This is a genomic window from Pedobacter paludis (assembly GCF_003173575.1).
Taxonomy (GTDB): domain Bacteria; phylum Bacteroidota; class Bacteroidia; order Sphingobacteriales; family Sphingobacteriaceae; genus Pedobacter; species Pedobacter paludis.
Window position 1 is genome coordinate 697,805 of record NZ_QGNY01000001.1, and the last position, 15,879, is coordinate 713,683.

Consider the following 15,879-nt stretch of genomic DNA (forward strand, 5'->3'; position numbering starts at 1 on the left):
GGTTCGCTTTTTTTGTTTGAAGCCGATAATTTAAGCAAGAATCTTATCTGGAGTGATTGGTAATGTCCGAATCCTTTTTCCAGTCGCATTAAAAACTGCGTTCGCTACAGCTGCAGAGAAACCGATTAAAGCAATTTCGCCCATTCCTTTTGCACCCATTGGGTTAACCAAAAAATCTGGCTTATCAATAAAAATCACGTCAATTTCTGGAACATCTGCATTAACTGGCACATGGTAATCGGCAAAGTTGTTGTTGATGTATCTTCCGTAACGATGATCTAAAATGGCTTCCTCTGTAAGTGCCATTCCAATTCCTCCTACCGCTCCGCCAACCATTTGGCTTCTCGCTGTTTTCGGACTCACAATTTTACCCGAATCTCCTACGGAAACAATTTTGCTCACCTTCACAACCCCAGTTAGTTTATGAACTTTTACCTGTACAAAGTGAATTGAAAAAGAGTACATGGAGTAATTGTCGCGTTCTTTTCCACTTTGGCTTTCCTTGGTTATTTCAACAGAAGGAAGTTTGTTTTTCTTAAGGACATCAACAAAATTGGAGGTAGCATCCATATTGGAGTTTGCGGCAAGCTCGGCAATTGTTGATTTTAGAGCTAAACAGACATCATTTACCGCTGAACCAATAGTTGATAACGTTGCAGAGCCACCTTGGCTTGGTGCAGGCGGCAGAGATGAATCGCCCAATTCGAATGTTATTTTATTTGTTGGGATATTTAGTAATTTACTGGCGATTAAGCCCATTCCAGTACCTGTTCCGGGACCAATATCACTTGTAGCACTTTGAAGCAATAAAGTTCCATCTGCTTTAAGCGTTCCTTTAACACTTGCTTTCCCTCTATTTGCATTAAATACCCCAACGCTAACGCCATAACCGGTTTGCCATGGTCCTTCAACCAAACTTCCAGGTTTATTTTTTCTTTCGCTCCAACCAATTTTTGCTGCGCCTAATTTATAGGCTTCCTTTATGTTTTTACTGGAGAATGGCTTGTTTTTCTGTTGATCCATTTCTGGATCATTTTTAATTCTAAAATCTAAAGGATCCATATCCAGTTCATGCGCCATCTCATCTATGGCACTTTCAAGAGCAAAAGCACCTGTGGCTTCCCCGGGTCCTCGCATCCAAATTGGAACACCTAAGTCTACCGGAACAATGGTGTATGATGTATTTACATTATCACATTGATACATAAACTTCGCCATATTAACCACACCCTCGGTAAAGTTCTCGTACGTAGCACTTTCTCCAAATGCCGTATGGGTTATTCCCGTTAACTTTCCATCCTTCGTGGCGCCCAAACCTACTTTTTGTATTGCTGTAGGGCGATTGCCAACCATTGTAAACATTTGCATTCTGGTAATTACAAGTTTTACAGGCTTACCAACATGCTTTGAAGCCATTACAGTGGCAATCTCCAATGGCCAGGTTTTTAAGCCCATTCCGAAACCACCGCCTACAAACTCAGAATTTACCTGAATATTCTCAATCGGAATTTTAAAAACGTTTGCAATAGTACCCTGCGTAGCCTTTACGCCCTGTGTTTTTGCGTAAACAGTAACTTTATTCGCTGGTCGCCAGTCTGCTATAATCCCATGCAATTCCATTGGATTATGTGTTTCGATTGGTAAAATATATTGTTGCTCTATTTTAATTTCTGCCGTTTTATATGCATTTTCTACACCGCGTTTATAATCGGGCTGGCCTTGTAATTTTTTAGCTTTAGGATCCTTTATTGCTTTGTCTAAATTGGTATTAAAATCTTCTTTTGCATAGCTTGTTTTAACCAAAGAAGCAGCATAAGTTGCTCTTTCGAAAGTATTTGCCACAACAATCGCAATTGGTTGACCATTGTAAAAAATTTTATCGGTATAGAAAATTTTCATTTGTGATCCGCCTTCCTGTTCGTACGCAGGCGCAGAAGGTTTATTTAAATGCGAAAGCACAGCAATTACCCCAGGTGCTTTTTCGGCCGCCTTTGTATCTAACGAAGTTATTTTTCCTTTCGTAATTGTACTCGTAACTAAAACCCCATATGTTAAACCGGGCAATTCATATTCTGCAAAATATTTAGCACCCCCTGTAACCTTCAAAAATCCATCTACACGATCATTTTCGTCTTTTAAAATTCGATTTTCCATAATTACGCTTTTCGTTTTGCAAGATTTAAAGCCTCAATAATTGTATTTGGAGCAAGTTTGAGCTTAAAGTTATTTTCTCCAAATCCTTTCGCATTTTCCATAGATAGCTTTGCAGCCTGCGCAAAATTTTCTTCAGTTGCTTCTTTTCCCTTTAAAAATTCTTCGGCCTTGGTTAATCTCCATGGTTTATGTGCAACTCCGCCCATTGCTAAATGAGCACTGAGAATTTTATTATCCTCAAGCTCCAATCCAGCAGCTACAGAAACCAAAGCGAACGCATATGACGCTCGATCTCTCACTTTTAAATAATATGAATGTTTAGCCAAATTATTTAAAGGGATCTCTACCCTAACGATCATTTCATCAGGCTTTAAATTATTGTCTAACTGAGGGGTATCTCCTGCAAGACGATGAAAATCTTTAAATAAAATTTTTCTCTCTCCTTTAGGCCCTAATAAAACAACTTCCGCATCTAACGCTACCAAAGCAACACACATATCACTCGGGTGCACAGCAATACATTTATCAGAAGTACCAAAAATAGCATGCATTCTGTTAAAGCCTTCCAATGCACCACATCCAGATCCTGCTTCACGTTTATTACAAGGCATTTCTGTATCATAAAAATAACCACAACGCGTTCTTTGCATCATATTTCCGCCAACTGTAGCAACATTTCTAAGCTGTGCAGAAGCTCCGGCTTGTAAGGCCCAAGAAAGCAATGGGAGTTTTTCTTTGATTAAAGCATGATCGGCCACTGCCGAATTGGTTGCCAATGCTCCAATATGGATTTTTGTACCTATTAATTCGATTTGCTTTAACGGAACATGATTTATATCTATTAATTTTTCAGGAGCAGTTACACCCCTTTTCATTAAATCGATCAAATTGGTTCCACCAGCAATAAATTTAGAATTTTTATCCTTTTGCAATAGTGCTAATGCAGATTTGGCAGAAGTTGTTCGTAGGTATTGAAAATTGATCATACGTTCATTCCTCCTTCTTTTACTTCAACTATTGCATCAACAATATTTGGATAAGCACCACATCTGCAAATATTTCCACTCATATATTCGCTTATTTCTGCACGACTGTTTGTATGTCCTTCTCTTACACACGCAACTGCCGACATGATTTGGCCCGATGTACAATAGCCGCACTGGAAACCATCGTGCTTAATAAAAGCTTGCTGCATTGGATGCAATTCTTCTCCTTTCGCCAATCCTTCAATTGTTGTAATTTTTTTACCCTCGTTCATTACAGCAAGACTTAAGCAGGAATTTATCCTTGCGCCATCAACATGTACGGTGCAAGCACCACATTGACCGTGATCACATCCTTTTTTTGTTCCTGTTAAATGAAGCTCTTCACGTAAGTAATCCAAGAGCGTTACTCGAGGCTCTATTGAAGCTTTATAAGCTTTATTATTAACTGTTATGTTGAGTGGAATTTTTTCAAAAAGCTCTGCAAACTTTTCATCTGCTTGACTTTCTGCTGCTTTCATGGCTACAGAGGGCGTTAATGCTACAGCAGTAATTAACGAACTCTTTTTAAGAAAATCACGCCTGCTATCGCCTGAGTTTTTTTTGTTATCGGAAGAATGCATAAGAAATATTTTAGAGATGGTTATCCTTTTCTAAGTTCGGAAACATAATGCTTAAAACACAGTGATTAAGAAATTTAGAATAATTCTATTGAGTAATATTTTAATGTAAGATAGCTATTGGCTAATCGAAAAATAATTTCGAAAATGTAAACTCAATTTCTATTTTTAGCAAATGGAAGATATAAAACCAATACCCAATTTATCTGCAGAAGAACAACGTGTTTTGGGTTCGCTAATTGAAAAAAGCAGAACAACGCCCGATTATTACCCAATGACTTTAAACAGCTTAACGGCTGCTTGCAATCAAAAAAGCTCTAGAAATCCTGTAGTAAATTATGATGAGGAAACGGTTACATTAACATTAAATTCATTAAAAATTAAAGGTTTAATCTCCACTGCGACAGGCGGTTCAAGCAGAGTAATTAAATATAAACATAATCTTGGAATCGTTTACCCCTTAGTTCCATCAGAACTTTCTATTCTCTGCCTTTTACTTTTACGCGGACCCTTAACTCCCGGCGAGATCAATAGCAATTCTGGCAGGTTATATGAGTTTGAAAGCATCGAAGAAGTACTTGAGCAACTTCAAAAATTATCAGATGAAGAACTTTCATTTGTAAAGCAATTGGCTAAAAAACCTGGGCAGAAAGAAGCTCGGTTTATTCATTTATTAGGTGATCAACCAGAAATAATCGAACATGAGCGTGAAATCGTTACTGCTGAGCAACCTCATTCTTCTGAATTGGAAAATAGAGTTACGAAATTAGAGCAGGAAATTGATGAGCTAAAAGAATTAATAAATTTATTAATGGACAAATAGTTAAATAAACCTGAGTATTATCTAAACCTGCAATATTTAATAAAGTTAAAAAAACTGACCCTTTTTTAGAATGATCCGCTTTTGTATTTTTTAAAAATCGTACTTGCTACGTGTCCGCCAAAACCAAATGTATTGTTTAAAACATAGTTGATTTCCTTCTTGATTGCTTTCCCTAAAATGATGTTTAATCCTTCAGGAATACTTGGATCGAGATTTAACGTATTAATGGTTGGCGGTATAATTCCCTCTTTAATGGAAAGAATACTGATTAAACTTTCCACAGCTCCGGCAGCGCCCAGTAAGTGCCCTGTCATGGATTTTGTTGCTCCGATAACAACAGGCAAGCCTTCAAATACGGTTTTAATGGCATTTAATTCACTCAAATCGCCTAAACCTGTAGAAGTTGCATGCGCATTTATGTAATCGATTTTATCCGCATTTATCCCAGCATCCTTTAAAGCTTTGGTCATTCCCAAAGCGGCCCCGATTCCATCAGGAGGAGTACCCGTTAAATGATAAGCATCCGCAGCCATTCCGCCTCCAACAATTTCGGCATAAATATTTGCTCCACGATTTAAAGCATGATCCAAATCCTCAAGAATTAATGCTCCAGCACCATCTCCCATTACAAAACCATCGCGATCGGCATCAAAAGGTCTAGAAGCGGATTGAGGATCATCATTTCTTTTTGATAATGCCTGAGATGCATTGAAACCACCAACCGACGATTTCGTGATTGCGGCTTCAGATCCTCCGGCAATCATAATATTGGCCTTACCCAAGCGTATGGTATCAAAAGCATTTATAATTGCTGTATTTGAGGATGCACAAGCAGAGACTGTGCAATAATTTGGGCCACGCAATTTATGTCGAATTGAAATTGCGCCTGCTGCAATATCAACAATCATTTTAGGAATGAAAAACGGACTAAATCTTGGTGTTCCATCGCCCTGATGAAATTCTTCTAACTGAGATTCGAAGGTCGTTATTCCACCATTTCCTGTTGCCCAAATTACGCCGACTTCAGCAAGCTGGTCATCGGTCATCAAAGTAAAATCTAGTCCAGAATCTTTTATAGCCTGATCGCTCGAAGCAATGGCATATTGCGTAAAAAGATCAAACTTTCTAATTTCCTTTTTATCTAAAAACAATTCTGGATTAAAATCTTTTACCTCACTAGCAAAATGAGTTTTAAATTTACTGCTATCAAATTTTGTAATTGGCCCAACCCCACTTTTACCCTCAACAATCTTCGCCCAAAAACTCTCTATTGTATTACCTAAAGGTGTTATTGCACCCAAACCGGTTACGACTACTCGTTTCATTTTATTATTTTTTTGTCTTTCTCCATAAAAAGATAATCGACCATTGATTCAACTTTAGGGGCAATAAACAAAATAGCAGGAATGGCAACTACATAAGAAATCCCCCACGATTTTAACCAAATCCTTATAAAGCCTGTTGTAAAACCTAAATTCACACTTATTGCTGCAAAAGTTACAATACCTGTTGTAAATATTGCCATAATAAACGCAAATGCTATTTTCTTTCTCATCCAGTTATACCTTACTTTACAGATGCTACCCAAGCTTTTCTGTTCGCGTTCATTACATTTAATGCATCTGAAGGCGATTGGCGAAACAGTTCATAAATTTTTGCAGTATCACCAACTCGAATTTCAAATTCATCCTTAGTTAAGGCAGCAATAAATTCATCAGCAACAACAGATGGCTTAATTCCATTATGGCCACCAATTTCTTTTGAAAACTCAGTATCGACCAATGGAGGCATTAGTTCGAAAACCTTAACATTGGTTTCTTCCAAGCTTAATCTAAGCGAGGTTGTGTATGAATGTAAAGCTGCCTTACTGGCAGCGTAAGTTGGCAAGGTAACACCTGGTACATAGGCCACAACCGATGAAACATTTATAATTGCTGATTCTTCTTGATGTTTTAAAATGGGCAGTAATTTTTGGTTAATTCTGATGATGGATAAATAATTCGTTAACATTTCATCTTCAGCATTGGCAAAAGCATCCTGATCGTTATCAGCCAAGTTGTAAACAATTGCTCTGCCTGCATTATTGATGACCATATTTAATTGAGGAAAATCTGCTTTTACACGATTTACCAATTGTTCAACATCTGCTGCCTTGCTAACATCAGAAACAATTGTTGTTACATTTTGAAGTGTTGCGTTTACGGCATCCAATCGTTCTTTATTTCTTCCTGTTATGATAACATGATTATTCAATGCGGTTAATTGTTTTGCTATTTCTAAACCGATACCAGCAGTTCCGCCGATGAGTAAAACGGTATTTTGTGATGTTTTCATTATATGATTTTTTAAAATTTTAAGATTAAACATGTGCTCACAGCATGAGCATAAATTATATTGTCATCATCAATAAGCTGAGCTTCTACCAAAGCTGTTCGACCACCTAGATTAATTACCTTACCAATTGTTTTTAATTTACCGGTTTTTATGGTAACGGCTTTTAAGAAATTTACTTTAAGCTCTAGCGTTGTATAGCCTTTTCCGGCAGGCAAAAGAGAATGAACGGAGCATCCCATTGCTGAATCCAAAACGGCAGAAATTACACCGCCATGAACTGTACCTATTGGATTGTAGTGAAATTCTTGTGGGGTGAATTCGAAGACCACATTTCCGCTTTCAATAGTAGTAACACTAAAATCAAGCGTATATAACAATGGTGGCAAAGGAAATTTAGCATCACTCATTGCTTTTAAATATTCAATTCCACTTATAGTTAATGCTTCTTTTGCCCCTTTCATTGGGTCTTCCCATTCTATTAATCTGGTTCTTTTCATATTTAAATACCAAACGGTATATTTTTTAATTAAAAAAAATTAGCCTAAACTATTGATGTACTTTTTTAGGGAGTCCATAATAAGATTCCAGTTTTCCAGTTTATTGGTGAGCCTGGATATCATTATTCCGCCTTCTATCATAGCAATAACTGTTAATGCAATTTGTTCAGGATTATTATCATCTTTAATTTCTTGAGTTTTAATTCCCTCTTCTACTAATTTGATGATACTTTTTTTCCAGGACAGAACAGCTTTTAAAACCTTTTCACGTAATGCTGGATGTGTATCATCAGCATCAATAGCGGTATTCAGAATCGGGCAACCACCTTGAGATATGCCACCAACCAAAAAGCTTTGATAGATATTTACATAGGCCAGAAGTTTTCCTTTCGTGGAATCCTGTTTCCTTATCTCTGCTTCGATTTTTGAAACATTGTTCTGAAAATTATAATCAAATGCTGCAAGGGCAACTTCATCTTTATTTGCAAAGTTGCCGTAAATACTTCCTTTTGTTAAGCCTGTGGCAGCAGTAATATCATTTAAAGAGGTGCCGGCATAACCCTTCATATTAAAAATGGGTGCCGTTTTCTCTACAATGAAATTCCTTGTTCTTTCTGCCTTGGTCATGATCTTTTAATTAGACAGTACAAATATATACCAATCGGTATATTAATTCCAAATTAATTTATCATGGTAATGTATTTTTAATTTGGGGGAAATCATTCATATACATTCTAGTCATCATGCCTAAATGCTACCATCTATCTGTTAAAATTCAGCATGAAGATGGGTAAGCATAGTGTAAAAAAGATTTTTCTGGTATGGTTAATACGACGATTTCTTTATTAGTTTGAATTTTGTAACTTTGATTTATGAGTAAGTCAGAATCCATAGAAGAATTTTATCAAAAGAAATTTGATTTTTTGCCAGACAGTTTGCAAAAAGACATCGGACATTTTAATGTTTTTAGAATGGAAGATTGTATTGGTGACGATAAGCCACCAATGAGTTACAGCAGAAGAGATTACTATAAAATCGCCTTAAACCGAGGTCATAACATATATCACTATGCAGATAAAAGTGTTGAAATTAATGGTACGGCATTGATGTTTTTTAATCCGCTAGTGCCATACACCTGGGAGTTGGCAAGTGGAAAAATGAGTGACGTTAGAGGTTTTTTCTGCATTTTTACCGAAGCTTTTTTTACCGAAAAAATTAGAGGTAATATTGGCGATTTGCCCATGTTTGCAGTTGGAGGAAAACCCGCATATGTTTTAAACGAAGAACAAGATGCCCATGTATCGCTCGTTTTTTCGAAAATGCTTGATGAAATCAACAGCGATTACATTTATAAGTACGACTTGCTTAGAAACTACATTACTGAAATTACACACTTTGCACTTAAAACAAATCCTTCTGAAGTTTTATACAAACATCCAGACGCAAATTCTAGAATTACATCTGTTTTTACCGAACTTTTAGAACGACAGTTCCCTATTGAAAATCCAGCTCAAAGATTCACAATGCGCTCTGCTAAAGATTACGCTTCGCAGCTTTCAGTACATGTAAACCACCTTAACCGAGCGATTAAAGAAACTACGGGAAGAACAACAACACATTATATTACGGAACGTTTATTAAGCGAGGCTAAGGCTCTACTTAAGCATACAGATTGGAATATCTCTGAAATCGGGTACTGTTTGGGCTTTGAGGAACCTACCCATTTTAATAACTTTTTCAAAAAATTAACCAACCACACACCTACTTCTTATCGAATTGTTTGAATTTCGTAATCATCAGTTTGATTCACGTAATAATAGATTTTAGTTTGTGATGTAATTTTGTTCTAACAAAAAGGATAAAATTATGGGAATTAAAAAAGTTTGGTTTGTTACAGGTGCCTCTAAGGGATTAGGCCTTAGTTTAGTAAATCAATTATTAAAAGCCGGACAATCTGTTGCAGCAACATCCAGAAACATTAACGATTTAACTAAAGCTGTAAATTCCAATTCGGAAAAATTTCTTCCATTAACTGTAAACCTAAGCGACGAATTAAGCGTAGAACATGCAATTAATGCTACCATAGCTCAATTCGGGAAAATAGATGTGATTATAAATAATGCAGGCTATGGCATTGGTGGAAGTATAGAAGAACTTACCGATGAAGAAACAAGACAGAGCTTTGACGTTAATGTTTTCGGAACATTAAATGTAATTAGAAAAGCGAGCCCACATTTGCGAACTCAAGGTTCCGGCCACATTATCAACATTGCATCAATTGCCGGAATAGCTGGCGCAACGGGTTGGTCGGTGTATTCGGCTACCAAAGCAGCTGTAATTGCGCTATCTGAAGTTTTGGCCGAAGACGTTAAAGAATTTGGAATAAAAGTAACCGTTGTGGCGCCAGGCGCTTTTAGAACAAGTTTCCTTACCCAAGAATCTTTGGTACTTGCCAAAAACCCAATAGACGCTTATGAGGACGTTCGTGCTGTACATGCCAAATATTTAAAAATGGATGGCGAACAAGCAGGCGATCCGGAAAAAGCTGCAGCTGCAATGATTTCTTTGGCAAGCATGCCGAATCCCCCAATTCATTTATTATTAGGTAACGATGCTTTGGCGAGGGCGTCTGCGAAAACCGAAGCGCTCACAAAAGAATATCAGGATTGGAAAGCAATAACGATTTCGACTGATTTCTAAACTACTCGTCATTGCGAGGCACGAAGCAATCTCTTCAACTATAATTCTTAGCTCGAGCATTAAGATTATAACGCAGTCGGTGATTTGGAACTTCGTGCCACGCAACAACAAAAACTATTAACATTTAAAAAACAAAAAATCATGGAAAATAAAAAAGTATGGTTTGTAACAGGCGCCTCAAAAGGCCTAGGATTAACATTAGTTAAAAAACTATTAAGCAAAGGAAATCGGGTTGCTGCAACTTCAAGAAGTGTAAACGATTTATCAAAAGCCGTTGGAGACAATGATAACTTTTTGCCATTATCAGTAGATTTAATGAGCGAAGAAAGTGTAGAAACTGCTGTAAATAAAACAATTAGTAAATTCGGTCAAGTAGATGTTGTAGTAAACAATGCTGGCTATGGAATGATTGGCGCCCTTGAAGAATTAAGCGACCAAGAATCTCGTGAAAACTTTGATGTGAATGTATTTGGATCTTTAAATGTGATCAGAAAATTACTTCCGCAGATGAGGAAACAGCAATCAGGGCACATTTTCAACATCTCTTCAATCGGAGGCTTCTCTGGAAATTTTCCTGGTTTTGGAATTTATTGCGCCACTAAATTTGCAGTTGCGGGTTTTACAGAATCGTTAGCTGCTGAGGTAAAATCATTTGGGATTAAAGCAACAGTTGTTGAGCCAGGTTATTTCAGAACTGAGTTTTTAACTTCTGGTTCACTCGCTGTTCCAACAAATCCAATTGATGCTTATAAAGAGGTCCGCGATTCTCAAAACGCACATCAAAATGATATTAACAATCAGCAACCCGGAGATCCAGCCAAGGGTTGTGATGTAATTATTGCAGCTGCTGAAAGTGAGCACCCGCCATTACACTTGTTTTTAGGTCCGGATGCTTATCACGTAGCAAATTTAAAGATTGCTGATGTGCAACAAGATATGGAAGCGTGGAAAGCTTTAGCAACTGCAACAAATTTTGATGAGGTCGAGGCTTAATCTGTATAACGTTATTGCGAGGTACGAAGAATCTCCCACAAAGCAATAAAAACCTTAACGGCTCAAATATTTTGGTCGGGCATTATTTTAATGAAAATGCGAACAAAAAGAGCGATTCTTCATTACATTCAGAATAACAATTACCTAAGAGGGATAAGCAATTATCCCTTTTTCCATTTTATACTACAACCAACCGCTTTAGTTAATGTGACAGCTGGTTTTTTACCTACTGATAAATCGCTGATGGCATTTTGAACATAATTAATTTTATCAGGGTTTTCGCCTTCTGCATCATTATCAATAGCCCCGATATATTCTACAACATTTCCTTTTTCCGATTTACTGAGCACAAATACATGAGGAGTTTTTAAAGCACCGAACTGTTTCGTAACGATATGGTTGGGGTCTAACAAATATGGAAAGCTAAAATTCTTTTCTTTAGCCAAAGCCTGCATTTTCTCAAAACTTTCATCAGGTACTGTACCTGCATCATTAGGATTTATAGCAATAACGGGATAGCCTTTACTTGCATAAGCGCTATTTAGCGCTGAAACACGTTCCTGATATCCTTTAGCCACAGGACAAGTGTTGCAGGTAAAAACTACAATATATCCTTTGGCATCTTTGTAATCTGCGAGAGAGACGTTTTTCGAATTAACATTTTTCAAAGCGAAATCTTTAACTACATCACCAACTTTATAGCCTTCAGTTTGCGCAATGGCAAAGCCCGAAACCAGCATAAAACCAATTAGAAATAAATTTTTCATAATAATCTATTTTAAGTTTAACAAAGTGCTTTTCAGTTCCTCCTCAGTAAATTCCTTTTCATAAAATTGCCTTACCTTTTTATTCACAAACAAAGTTGCAGGTATTGCCCCCGACCATTTTTTGTCAATTCTTTCTATATACTGCTGTTGGTCTTGCTCATTTAAAAGGAAAACCTCTGCTTTGATGTTATTTTTTTTAACAAATGGAATAACTTCTTTTTGAAGTTTTGACTTAAAATCTAAACTTACAAGAAGAACTTTAACCGGCTTTTTTAAATTAGCCACCCGCAGTTTCTCAAAATTTGGCAATTCGGCAACGCAAGGCGAACACCAGGTTGCCCAAAAGTTTATTACATACGTTGTATCTTTTCCTTGCGCAATGCGTTTTTCCAAATCATCAAGCGTAAGCAACTTCACCTGTGCACTACTCGAATAAGTAATTAAAGTTAAGCAGATTATAAAAAATATACGCATGGTTTTATAACGAATATTATGAGGTTTTGGTTTGAAAATTATCTTTACAGTAAGATAAAGCAGACTGCGATGAAATGAATATAGAATAAGCTCTGCAATCATTAATTGCCGTTGGTTTCAACCAACGGAATATTAATTAACAGAACCCGATTTAACTAAAACCCTTTGATAAGCAGGTAAATTCAGATCATCAACAATTACACCTCTGTTGGTGCTTGCATGTACAAAAAAGCCATTATTCAGGTAAACGCCTACATGGTCAACATCATTTCCTCCAAAAGAGAAGAAAACCAAATCGCCCTCTTTTAAATTATCGATGCTTTTTTTATTCACGGCTTTGGCTTGATCGCGGGAAATTCGGGGTAATGTTACACCATAAATTTCTTTCTCTAACAAAAAAGTAAAACCAGAGCAATCAATTCCGTTTTTATCCAAACCACCAAAACGATATTTTACACCTGTCCAATCGGTAATGAATTTATAAAGCTGTTTGCTTTTTAAATTTGCCATTGCATCAGCAGCTTTAGATGCCTTCGTATCACTTTTTACAGCATATTTTCTAGAACCACAAGCCGTTATAAGGAGTGAGAATATTAAAACTAGCCAAAAAGAATGTTTCGTTTTTATCATTATGCTTCTTTTGCTTTGCCAGAAAAATCCCGTGTTAATGTATCTCCGTGGCAGATTTACACTGTAAAAACCTAATTCTTAATCAATCTCTGAATTTCATCCAATTTAAGCAAAGCCTCTACAGGTGTTAACGCATTTACATCTAAATTATTTAGTGTATCTCTAATTTTAACCAACACAGGATCATCAATTGCAAACATCTGTAACTGGTAAGCCTGATTTTGAACTTTCTTAATACTGTCCTTAATACTCTGTCCTTCAGTCCTATCAATTTCCAGTTTCTTTAAAATTTCGTTTGCTCTGCCAATTAATTTTGGTGGCATACCAGCCATTTTTGCTACATGGATACCGAAACTATGCTCACTTCCACCGGGAACCAATTTCCTTAAGAAAATAACTTTATTGGACATTTCCTTAACTGAAACATTGAAGTTTTTAATGCGGGGCATGGTATTCGCCAGCTCATTTAATTCGTGATAGTGCGTGGCAAACAAAGTCTTTGGCCTAGATGTTGGATGCTGATGCAAAAATTCTGCAATGGCCCAGGCAATCGAAATCCCATCGTAAGTGCTCGTTCCGCGACCGATTTCATCCAACAATATTAAACTGTTATCAGAAATGTTATTTAATATACTGGCCGTTTCATTCATTTCAACCATGAACGTACTTTCTCCAGAAGATATGTTATCAGATGCACCTACACGGGTAAAAATCTTATCTACCAAACCCACATCAGCCGCTTTAGCAGGCACAAAACTTCCCATCTGCGCCATCAAGACAATTAAGGCGGTTTGTCTTAAAATTGCTGATTTACCTGCCATATTGGGGCCAGTAATCATGATGATTTGTTGCGAATCCGTATCCAGATAAACATCATTGGTGATGTACTCCTGCCCTACAGGCAATTGCTTTTCGATAACCGGATGGCGACCACCCTTAATATCGAGTACTTTTTCTTTATTTACACTAGGTTTAACATAGTGGTTTTTTTCTGCCAACTGAGCGAAACACAATAAACAATCCAACTGAGCAATTAAAAATGAATCGAGCTGAATCGGTTTGATGTAACTTGCCGTTTCGTACATCAATTCATTATACAAACGGATTTCGATGGCCTGAATCTTTTCCTCGGCACCTAAAATCTGTTCCTCATATTCCTTAAGTTCTGGAGTAATGTATCGCTCTGCGTTAACCAAAGTTTGCTTGCGGATCCAACCTTCGGGCACTTTATCCTTGTGCGTGTGGGTAACTTCTAAATAGTATCCAAAAACGTTGTTAAATGAAATTTTTAACGATGGGATTCCGGTTGCTTCAGCCTCGCGTTTTTGAATCTGCACCAAATAATCCTTACCCCCGAAAGCAATTTTCCGCAAGCGGTCTAAATCTTCATCAATTCCATCATTTATCACATTTCCTTTTATCAATAAAGCCGGTGGTTCGGGCTGTAATTCTTTTTCAATCCTTTCTCGAATGGCCAAACATGGATTTAACTGATCAGCTATTTTAATTAGAAAGGGGTTTTTAGAGTTCGATGCAAGATTTTTAACCGCCTCAATATGCGTTAAAGCCCTTTTCAGCGCCACCAGTTCCCTCGGACCAACACGTTGCAAACCAACCTTGGAAATCAATCTTTCTAAATCACCAATCTGTTTAATATGCGTTAAAAATTCCTGCTGAAGATCTTCATGTTTAACAAAAAAATCAACCATTCCTAATCGTTCTTCAATAGGCTTTAGCTCTTTTAATGGCATAATAATCCACTTTTGGAGCAAACGGGCGCCCATTGGGGTGCAGGTGTGATCCAAAATATCGAACAGCGTTACAGCATTATCATTTGCAGAATTCACCAATTCCAGATTACGAATGGTAAAGCGGTCAAGCCACATATAACGGTCTTCCTCAATCCTACTAATGGAAGTTATATGCTGCAAGTTTCTATGCTCGGTTTCTCCCAGATAGTGCAGTATAACGCCAGCAGCAATAATTCCGCTTTGTAAACGCTCAATTCCGAAACCTTTTAATGATGTTACATCAAAATGTTTAGTTAAGGTTTCTTCGGCATAATCAGAAGTATAAGGCCACTCATCCAATCCAAAAGTGTAAAATCGATCACCAAATTGCTCTATAAAATTCTGGCGCTTAGATTTTTGAAGTATCACTTCCGTAGGCTTAAAACCCTGTAAAAGTTTATCAATGTAATCGCTATTTCCTTGGGCAATCATAAATTCCCCTGTCGAAATATCTAAAAATGAAACCCCTAACTGGGTTTTATCAAAGAAAACAGAAGCTAAATAGTTGTTTGATTTTTGATTTAAAATATTATCGCCATAGGCCACGCCCGGCGTTACCAATTCCGTTACCCCACGTTTAACAATCGTTTTGGTTGTCTTAGGATCTTCAAGCTGATCGCAAATGGCCACGCGTTGTCCTGCCCTTACCAATTTCGATAAATAATTATCTAAAGAATGATGGGGAAAACCAGCGAGCTCTAAAGCACCGCCATTTGGCCCAGTCCCTCTTCTTGTTAATACAATACCTAAAATCTGAGAAGTTTTTATGGCATCCTCACCAAAGGTTTCATAAAAATCTCCAACCCTAAAAAGTAAAAGTGCACCCGGATACTTCGCTTTAATTGCGTTGTATTGTTGCATTAACGGGGTTTCTTTATTCGTGTCTTTAGCCAAAACTGAAATTAATTTGCAAAAGCTATAAAGATAGCACGATTACCCATTCTACCGACTGTTTTGTTGAAAAGTTGAAAGATTGTTATTTATTAATTGGATCATGGCCAATTGAACAGTTAACCGATTCTTGCAATTAAACAGATAACCTATATCAGAAAACAAACGGTTCTGTACTTTTCGGATGCTACAGTCCTGCTATACACTTTACTTCGTTTCACTC

At 37.1% G+C, this 15,879-nt stretch carries 16 protein-coding genes; 4 read left to right on the top strand and 12 right to left on the bottom strand.

The features are described from left to right. Window positions 1-30 precede the first annotated feature (30 nt). The 3 genes from DF947_RS02975 to DF947_RS02985 are packed head-to-tail and all read right to left on the bottom strand — an operon-like array spanning window position 31 to window position 3,760. Window positions 31-2,154: a xanthine dehydrogenase family protein molybdopterin-binding subunit gene (locus DF947_RS02975; protein ID WP_109928182.1), complete on the bottom strand. Its 2,124-nt coding sequence runs from the start codon at window positions 2,152-2,154 to the stop codon at window positions 31-33. Window positions 2,155-2,156: 2 nt separating this feature from the next. Further along, window positions 2,157-3,140: an FAD binding domain-containing protein gene (locus DF947_RS02980; RefSeq protein WP_109928183.1), complete on the bottom strand. Its 984-nt coding sequence runs from the start codon at window positions 3,138-3,140 to the stop codon at window positions 2,157-2,159. Continuing rightward, a complete protein-coding gene (locus DF947_RS02985) occupies window positions 3,137-3,760 on the bottom strand; it encodes a (2Fe-2S)-binding protein (RefSeq protein ID WP_109928184.1) in 624 nt (207 codons plus the stop codon). The genes DF947_RS02980 and DF947_RS02985 overlap by 4 nt, the downstream gene beginning before the upstream one ends. A gap of 172 nt (window positions 3,761-3,932) precedes the next feature. On the opposite strand from DF947_RS02985, the gene DF947_RS02990 reads away from it, so the two are divergent. Further along, window positions 3,933-4,580: a YceH family protein gene (locus tag DF947_RS02990; protein ID WP_109928185.1), complete on the top strand. Its 648-nt coding sequence runs from the start codon at window positions 3,933-3,935 to the stop codon at window positions 4,578-4,580. A gap of 65 nt (window positions 4,581-4,645) precedes the next feature. Here the strand turns inward: DF947_RS02990 and fabF are convergent, their stop codons facing one another. From fabF to DF947_RS03015, 5 genes are read right to left on the bottom strand one after another with little or no spacing between them, the layout of a single operon-like run. Continuing rightward, on the bottom strand, window positions 4,646-5,905 hold the full coding sequence (gene fabF, locus DF947_RS02995) for a beta-ketoacyl-ACP synthase II (RefSeq protein ID WP_109928186.1): 1,260 nt from the start codon (window positions 5,903-5,905) through the stop codon (window positions 4,646-4,648). Next, a complete protein-coding gene (locus tag DF947_RS03000) occupies window positions 5,902-6,135 on the bottom strand; it encodes a DUF2798 domain-containing protein (RefSeq protein ID WP_109928187.1) in 234 nt (77 codons plus the stop codon). The genes fabF and DF947_RS03000 overlap by 4 nt, the downstream gene beginning before the upstream one ends. A gap of 11 nt (window positions 6,136-6,146) precedes the next feature. After that, window positions 6,147-6,914, bottom strand: coding sequence for an SDR family oxidoreductase (locus DF947_RS03005; RefSeq protein ID WP_109928506.1), 768 nt, complete (start codon window positions 6,912-6,914; stop codon window positions 6,147-6,149). An 11-nt stretch (window positions 6,915-6,925) separates the two neighbouring features. After that, window positions 6,926-7,411, bottom strand: a complete 486-nt coding sequence (locus DF947_RS03010) for a PaaI family thioesterase (RefSeq protein ID WP_109928188.1) — start codon at window positions 7,409-7,411, stop codon at window positions 6,926-6,928. Window positions 7,412-7,450: 39 nt separating this feature from the next. Further along, window positions 7,451-8,038, bottom strand: a complete 588-nt coding sequence (locus DF947_RS03015) for a TetR/AcrR family transcriptional regulator (RefSeq protein ID WP_109928189.1) — start codon at window positions 8,036-8,038, stop codon at window positions 7,451-7,453. Between the two features lie 245 nt (window positions 8,039-8,283). On the opposite strand from DF947_RS03015, the gene DF947_RS03020 reads away from it, so the two are divergent. From DF947_RS03020 to DF947_RS03030, 3 genes are all read left to right on the top strand, one after another. Further along, window positions 8,284-9,195, top strand: coding sequence for a helix-turn-helix domain-containing protein (locus tag DF947_RS03020; RefSeq protein WP_109928190.1), 912 nt, complete (start codon window positions 8,284-8,286; stop codon window positions 9,193-9,195). A gap of 82 nt (window positions 9,196-9,277) precedes the next feature. Continuing rightward, window positions 9,278-10,111: an SDR family NAD(P)-dependent oxidoreductase gene (locus DF947_RS03025; RefSeq protein ID WP_109928191.1), complete on the top strand. Its 834-nt coding sequence runs from the start codon at window positions 9,278-9,280 to the stop codon at window positions 10,109-10,111. 141 nt (window positions 10,112-10,252) lie between these two features. Then, a complete protein-coding gene (locus DF947_RS03030) occupies window positions 10,253-11,104 on the top strand; it encodes an SDR family NAD(P)-dependent oxidoreductase (protein WP_109928507.1) in 852 nt (283 codons plus the stop codon). Window positions 11,105-11,265: 161 nt separating this feature from the next. Here DF947_RS03030 and DF947_RS03035 read toward each other — a convergent pair whose 3' ends face one another. The 4 genes from DF947_RS03035 to mutS form a co-directional block, all read right to left on the bottom strand. Further along, window positions 11,266-11,871, bottom strand: coding sequence for a thioredoxin family protein (locus DF947_RS03035; RefSeq protein ID WP_109928192.1), 606 nt, complete (start codon window positions 11,869-11,871; stop codon window positions 11,266-11,268). Between the two features lie 6 nt (window positions 11,872-11,877). After that, window positions 11,878-12,345, bottom strand: coding sequence for a TlpA disulfide reductase family protein (locus tag DF947_RS03040; protein ID WP_109928508.1), 468 nt, complete (start codon window positions 12,343-12,345; stop codon window positions 11,878-11,880). A 132-nt stretch (window positions 12,346-12,477) separates the two neighbouring features. Continuing rightward, window positions 12,478-12,975: a C40 family peptidase gene (locus DF947_RS03045; protein WP_109928193.1), complete on the bottom strand. Its 498-nt coding sequence runs from the start codon at window positions 12,973-12,975 to the stop codon at window positions 12,478-12,480. A 71-nt stretch (window positions 12,976-13,046) separates the two neighbouring features. Next, window positions 13,047-15,626, bottom strand: a complete 2,580-nt coding sequence (gene mutS, locus DF947_RS03050; RefSeq protein ID WP_240615311.1) for a DNA mismatch repair protein MutS — start codon at window positions 15,624-15,626, stop codon at window positions 13,047-13,049. Window positions 15,627-15,879 lie beyond the last annotated feature (253 nt).

What these genes read in the sequence shown, in the direction of transcription:
- DF947_RS03030 (WP_109928507.1), top strand. Translation starts at nt 10,253, where the DNA reads ATGGAAAATAAAAAAGTATGGTTTGTAACAGGCGCCTCAAAAGGCCTA.
- DF947_RS03040 (WP_109928508.1), bottom strand. Translation starts at nt 12,345, where the DNA reads ATGCGTATATTTTTTATAATCTGCTTAACTTTAATTACTTATTCGAGT.
- DF947_RS03045 (WP_109928193.1), bottom strand. Translation starts at nt 12,975, where the DNA reads ATGATAAAAACGAAACATTCTTTTTGGCTAGTTTTAATATTCTCACTC.
- DF947_RS03035 (WP_109928192.1), bottom strand. Translation starts at nt 11,871, where the DNA reads ATGAAAAATTTATTTCTAATTGGTTTTATGCTGGTTTCGGGCTTTGCC.
- DF947_RS02990 (WP_109928185.1), top strand. Translation starts at nt 3,933, where the DNA reads ATGGAAGATATAAAACCAATACCCAATTTATCTGCAGAAGAACAACGT.
- mutS (WP_240615311.1), bottom strand. Translation starts at nt 15,626, where the DNA reads ATGCAACAATACAACGCAATTAAAGCGAAGTATCCGGGTGCACTTTTA.
- DF947_RS03015 (WP_109928189.1), bottom strand. Translation starts at nt 8,038, where the DNA reads ATGACCAAGGCAGAAAGAACAAGGAATTTCATTGTAGAGAAAACGGCA.
- DF947_RS03000 (WP_109928187.1), bottom strand. Translation starts at nt 6,135, where the DNA reads ATGAGAAAGAAAATAGCATTTGCGTTTATTATGGCAATATTTACAACA.
- DF947_RS03020 (WP_109928190.1), top strand. Translation starts at nt 8,284, where the DNA reads ATGAGTAAGTCAGAATCCATAGAAGAATTTTATCAAAAGAAATTTGAT.
- DF947_RS02975 (WP_109928182.1), bottom strand. Translation starts at nt 2,154, where the DNA reads ATGGAAAATCGAATTTTAAAAGACGAAAATGATCGTGTAGATGGATTT.
- DF947_RS03025 (WP_109928191.1), top strand. Translation starts at nt 9,278, where the DNA reads ATGGGAATTAAAAAAGTTTGGTTTGTTACAGGTGCCTCTAAGGGATTA.
- fabF (WP_109928186.1), bottom strand. Translation starts at nt 5,905, where the DNA reads ATGAAACGAGTAGTCGTAACCGGTTTGGGTGCAATAACACCTTTAGGT.
- DF947_RS03010 (WP_109928188.1), bottom strand. Translation starts at nt 7,411, where the DNA reads ATGAAAAGAACCAGATTAATAGAATGGGAAGACCCAATGAAAGGGGCA.
- DF947_RS02985 (WP_109928184.1), bottom strand. Translation starts at nt 3,760, where the DNA reads ATGCATTCTTCCGATAACAAAAAAAACTCAGGCGATAGCAGGCGTGAT.
- DF947_RS02980 (WP_109928183.1), bottom strand. Translation starts at nt 3,140, where the DNA reads ATGATCAATTTTCAATACCTACGAACAACTTCTGCCAAATCTGCATTA.
- DF947_RS03005 (WP_109928506.1), bottom strand. Translation starts at nt 6,914, where the DNA reads ATGAAAACATCACAAAATACCGTTTTACTCATCGGCGGAACTGCTGGT.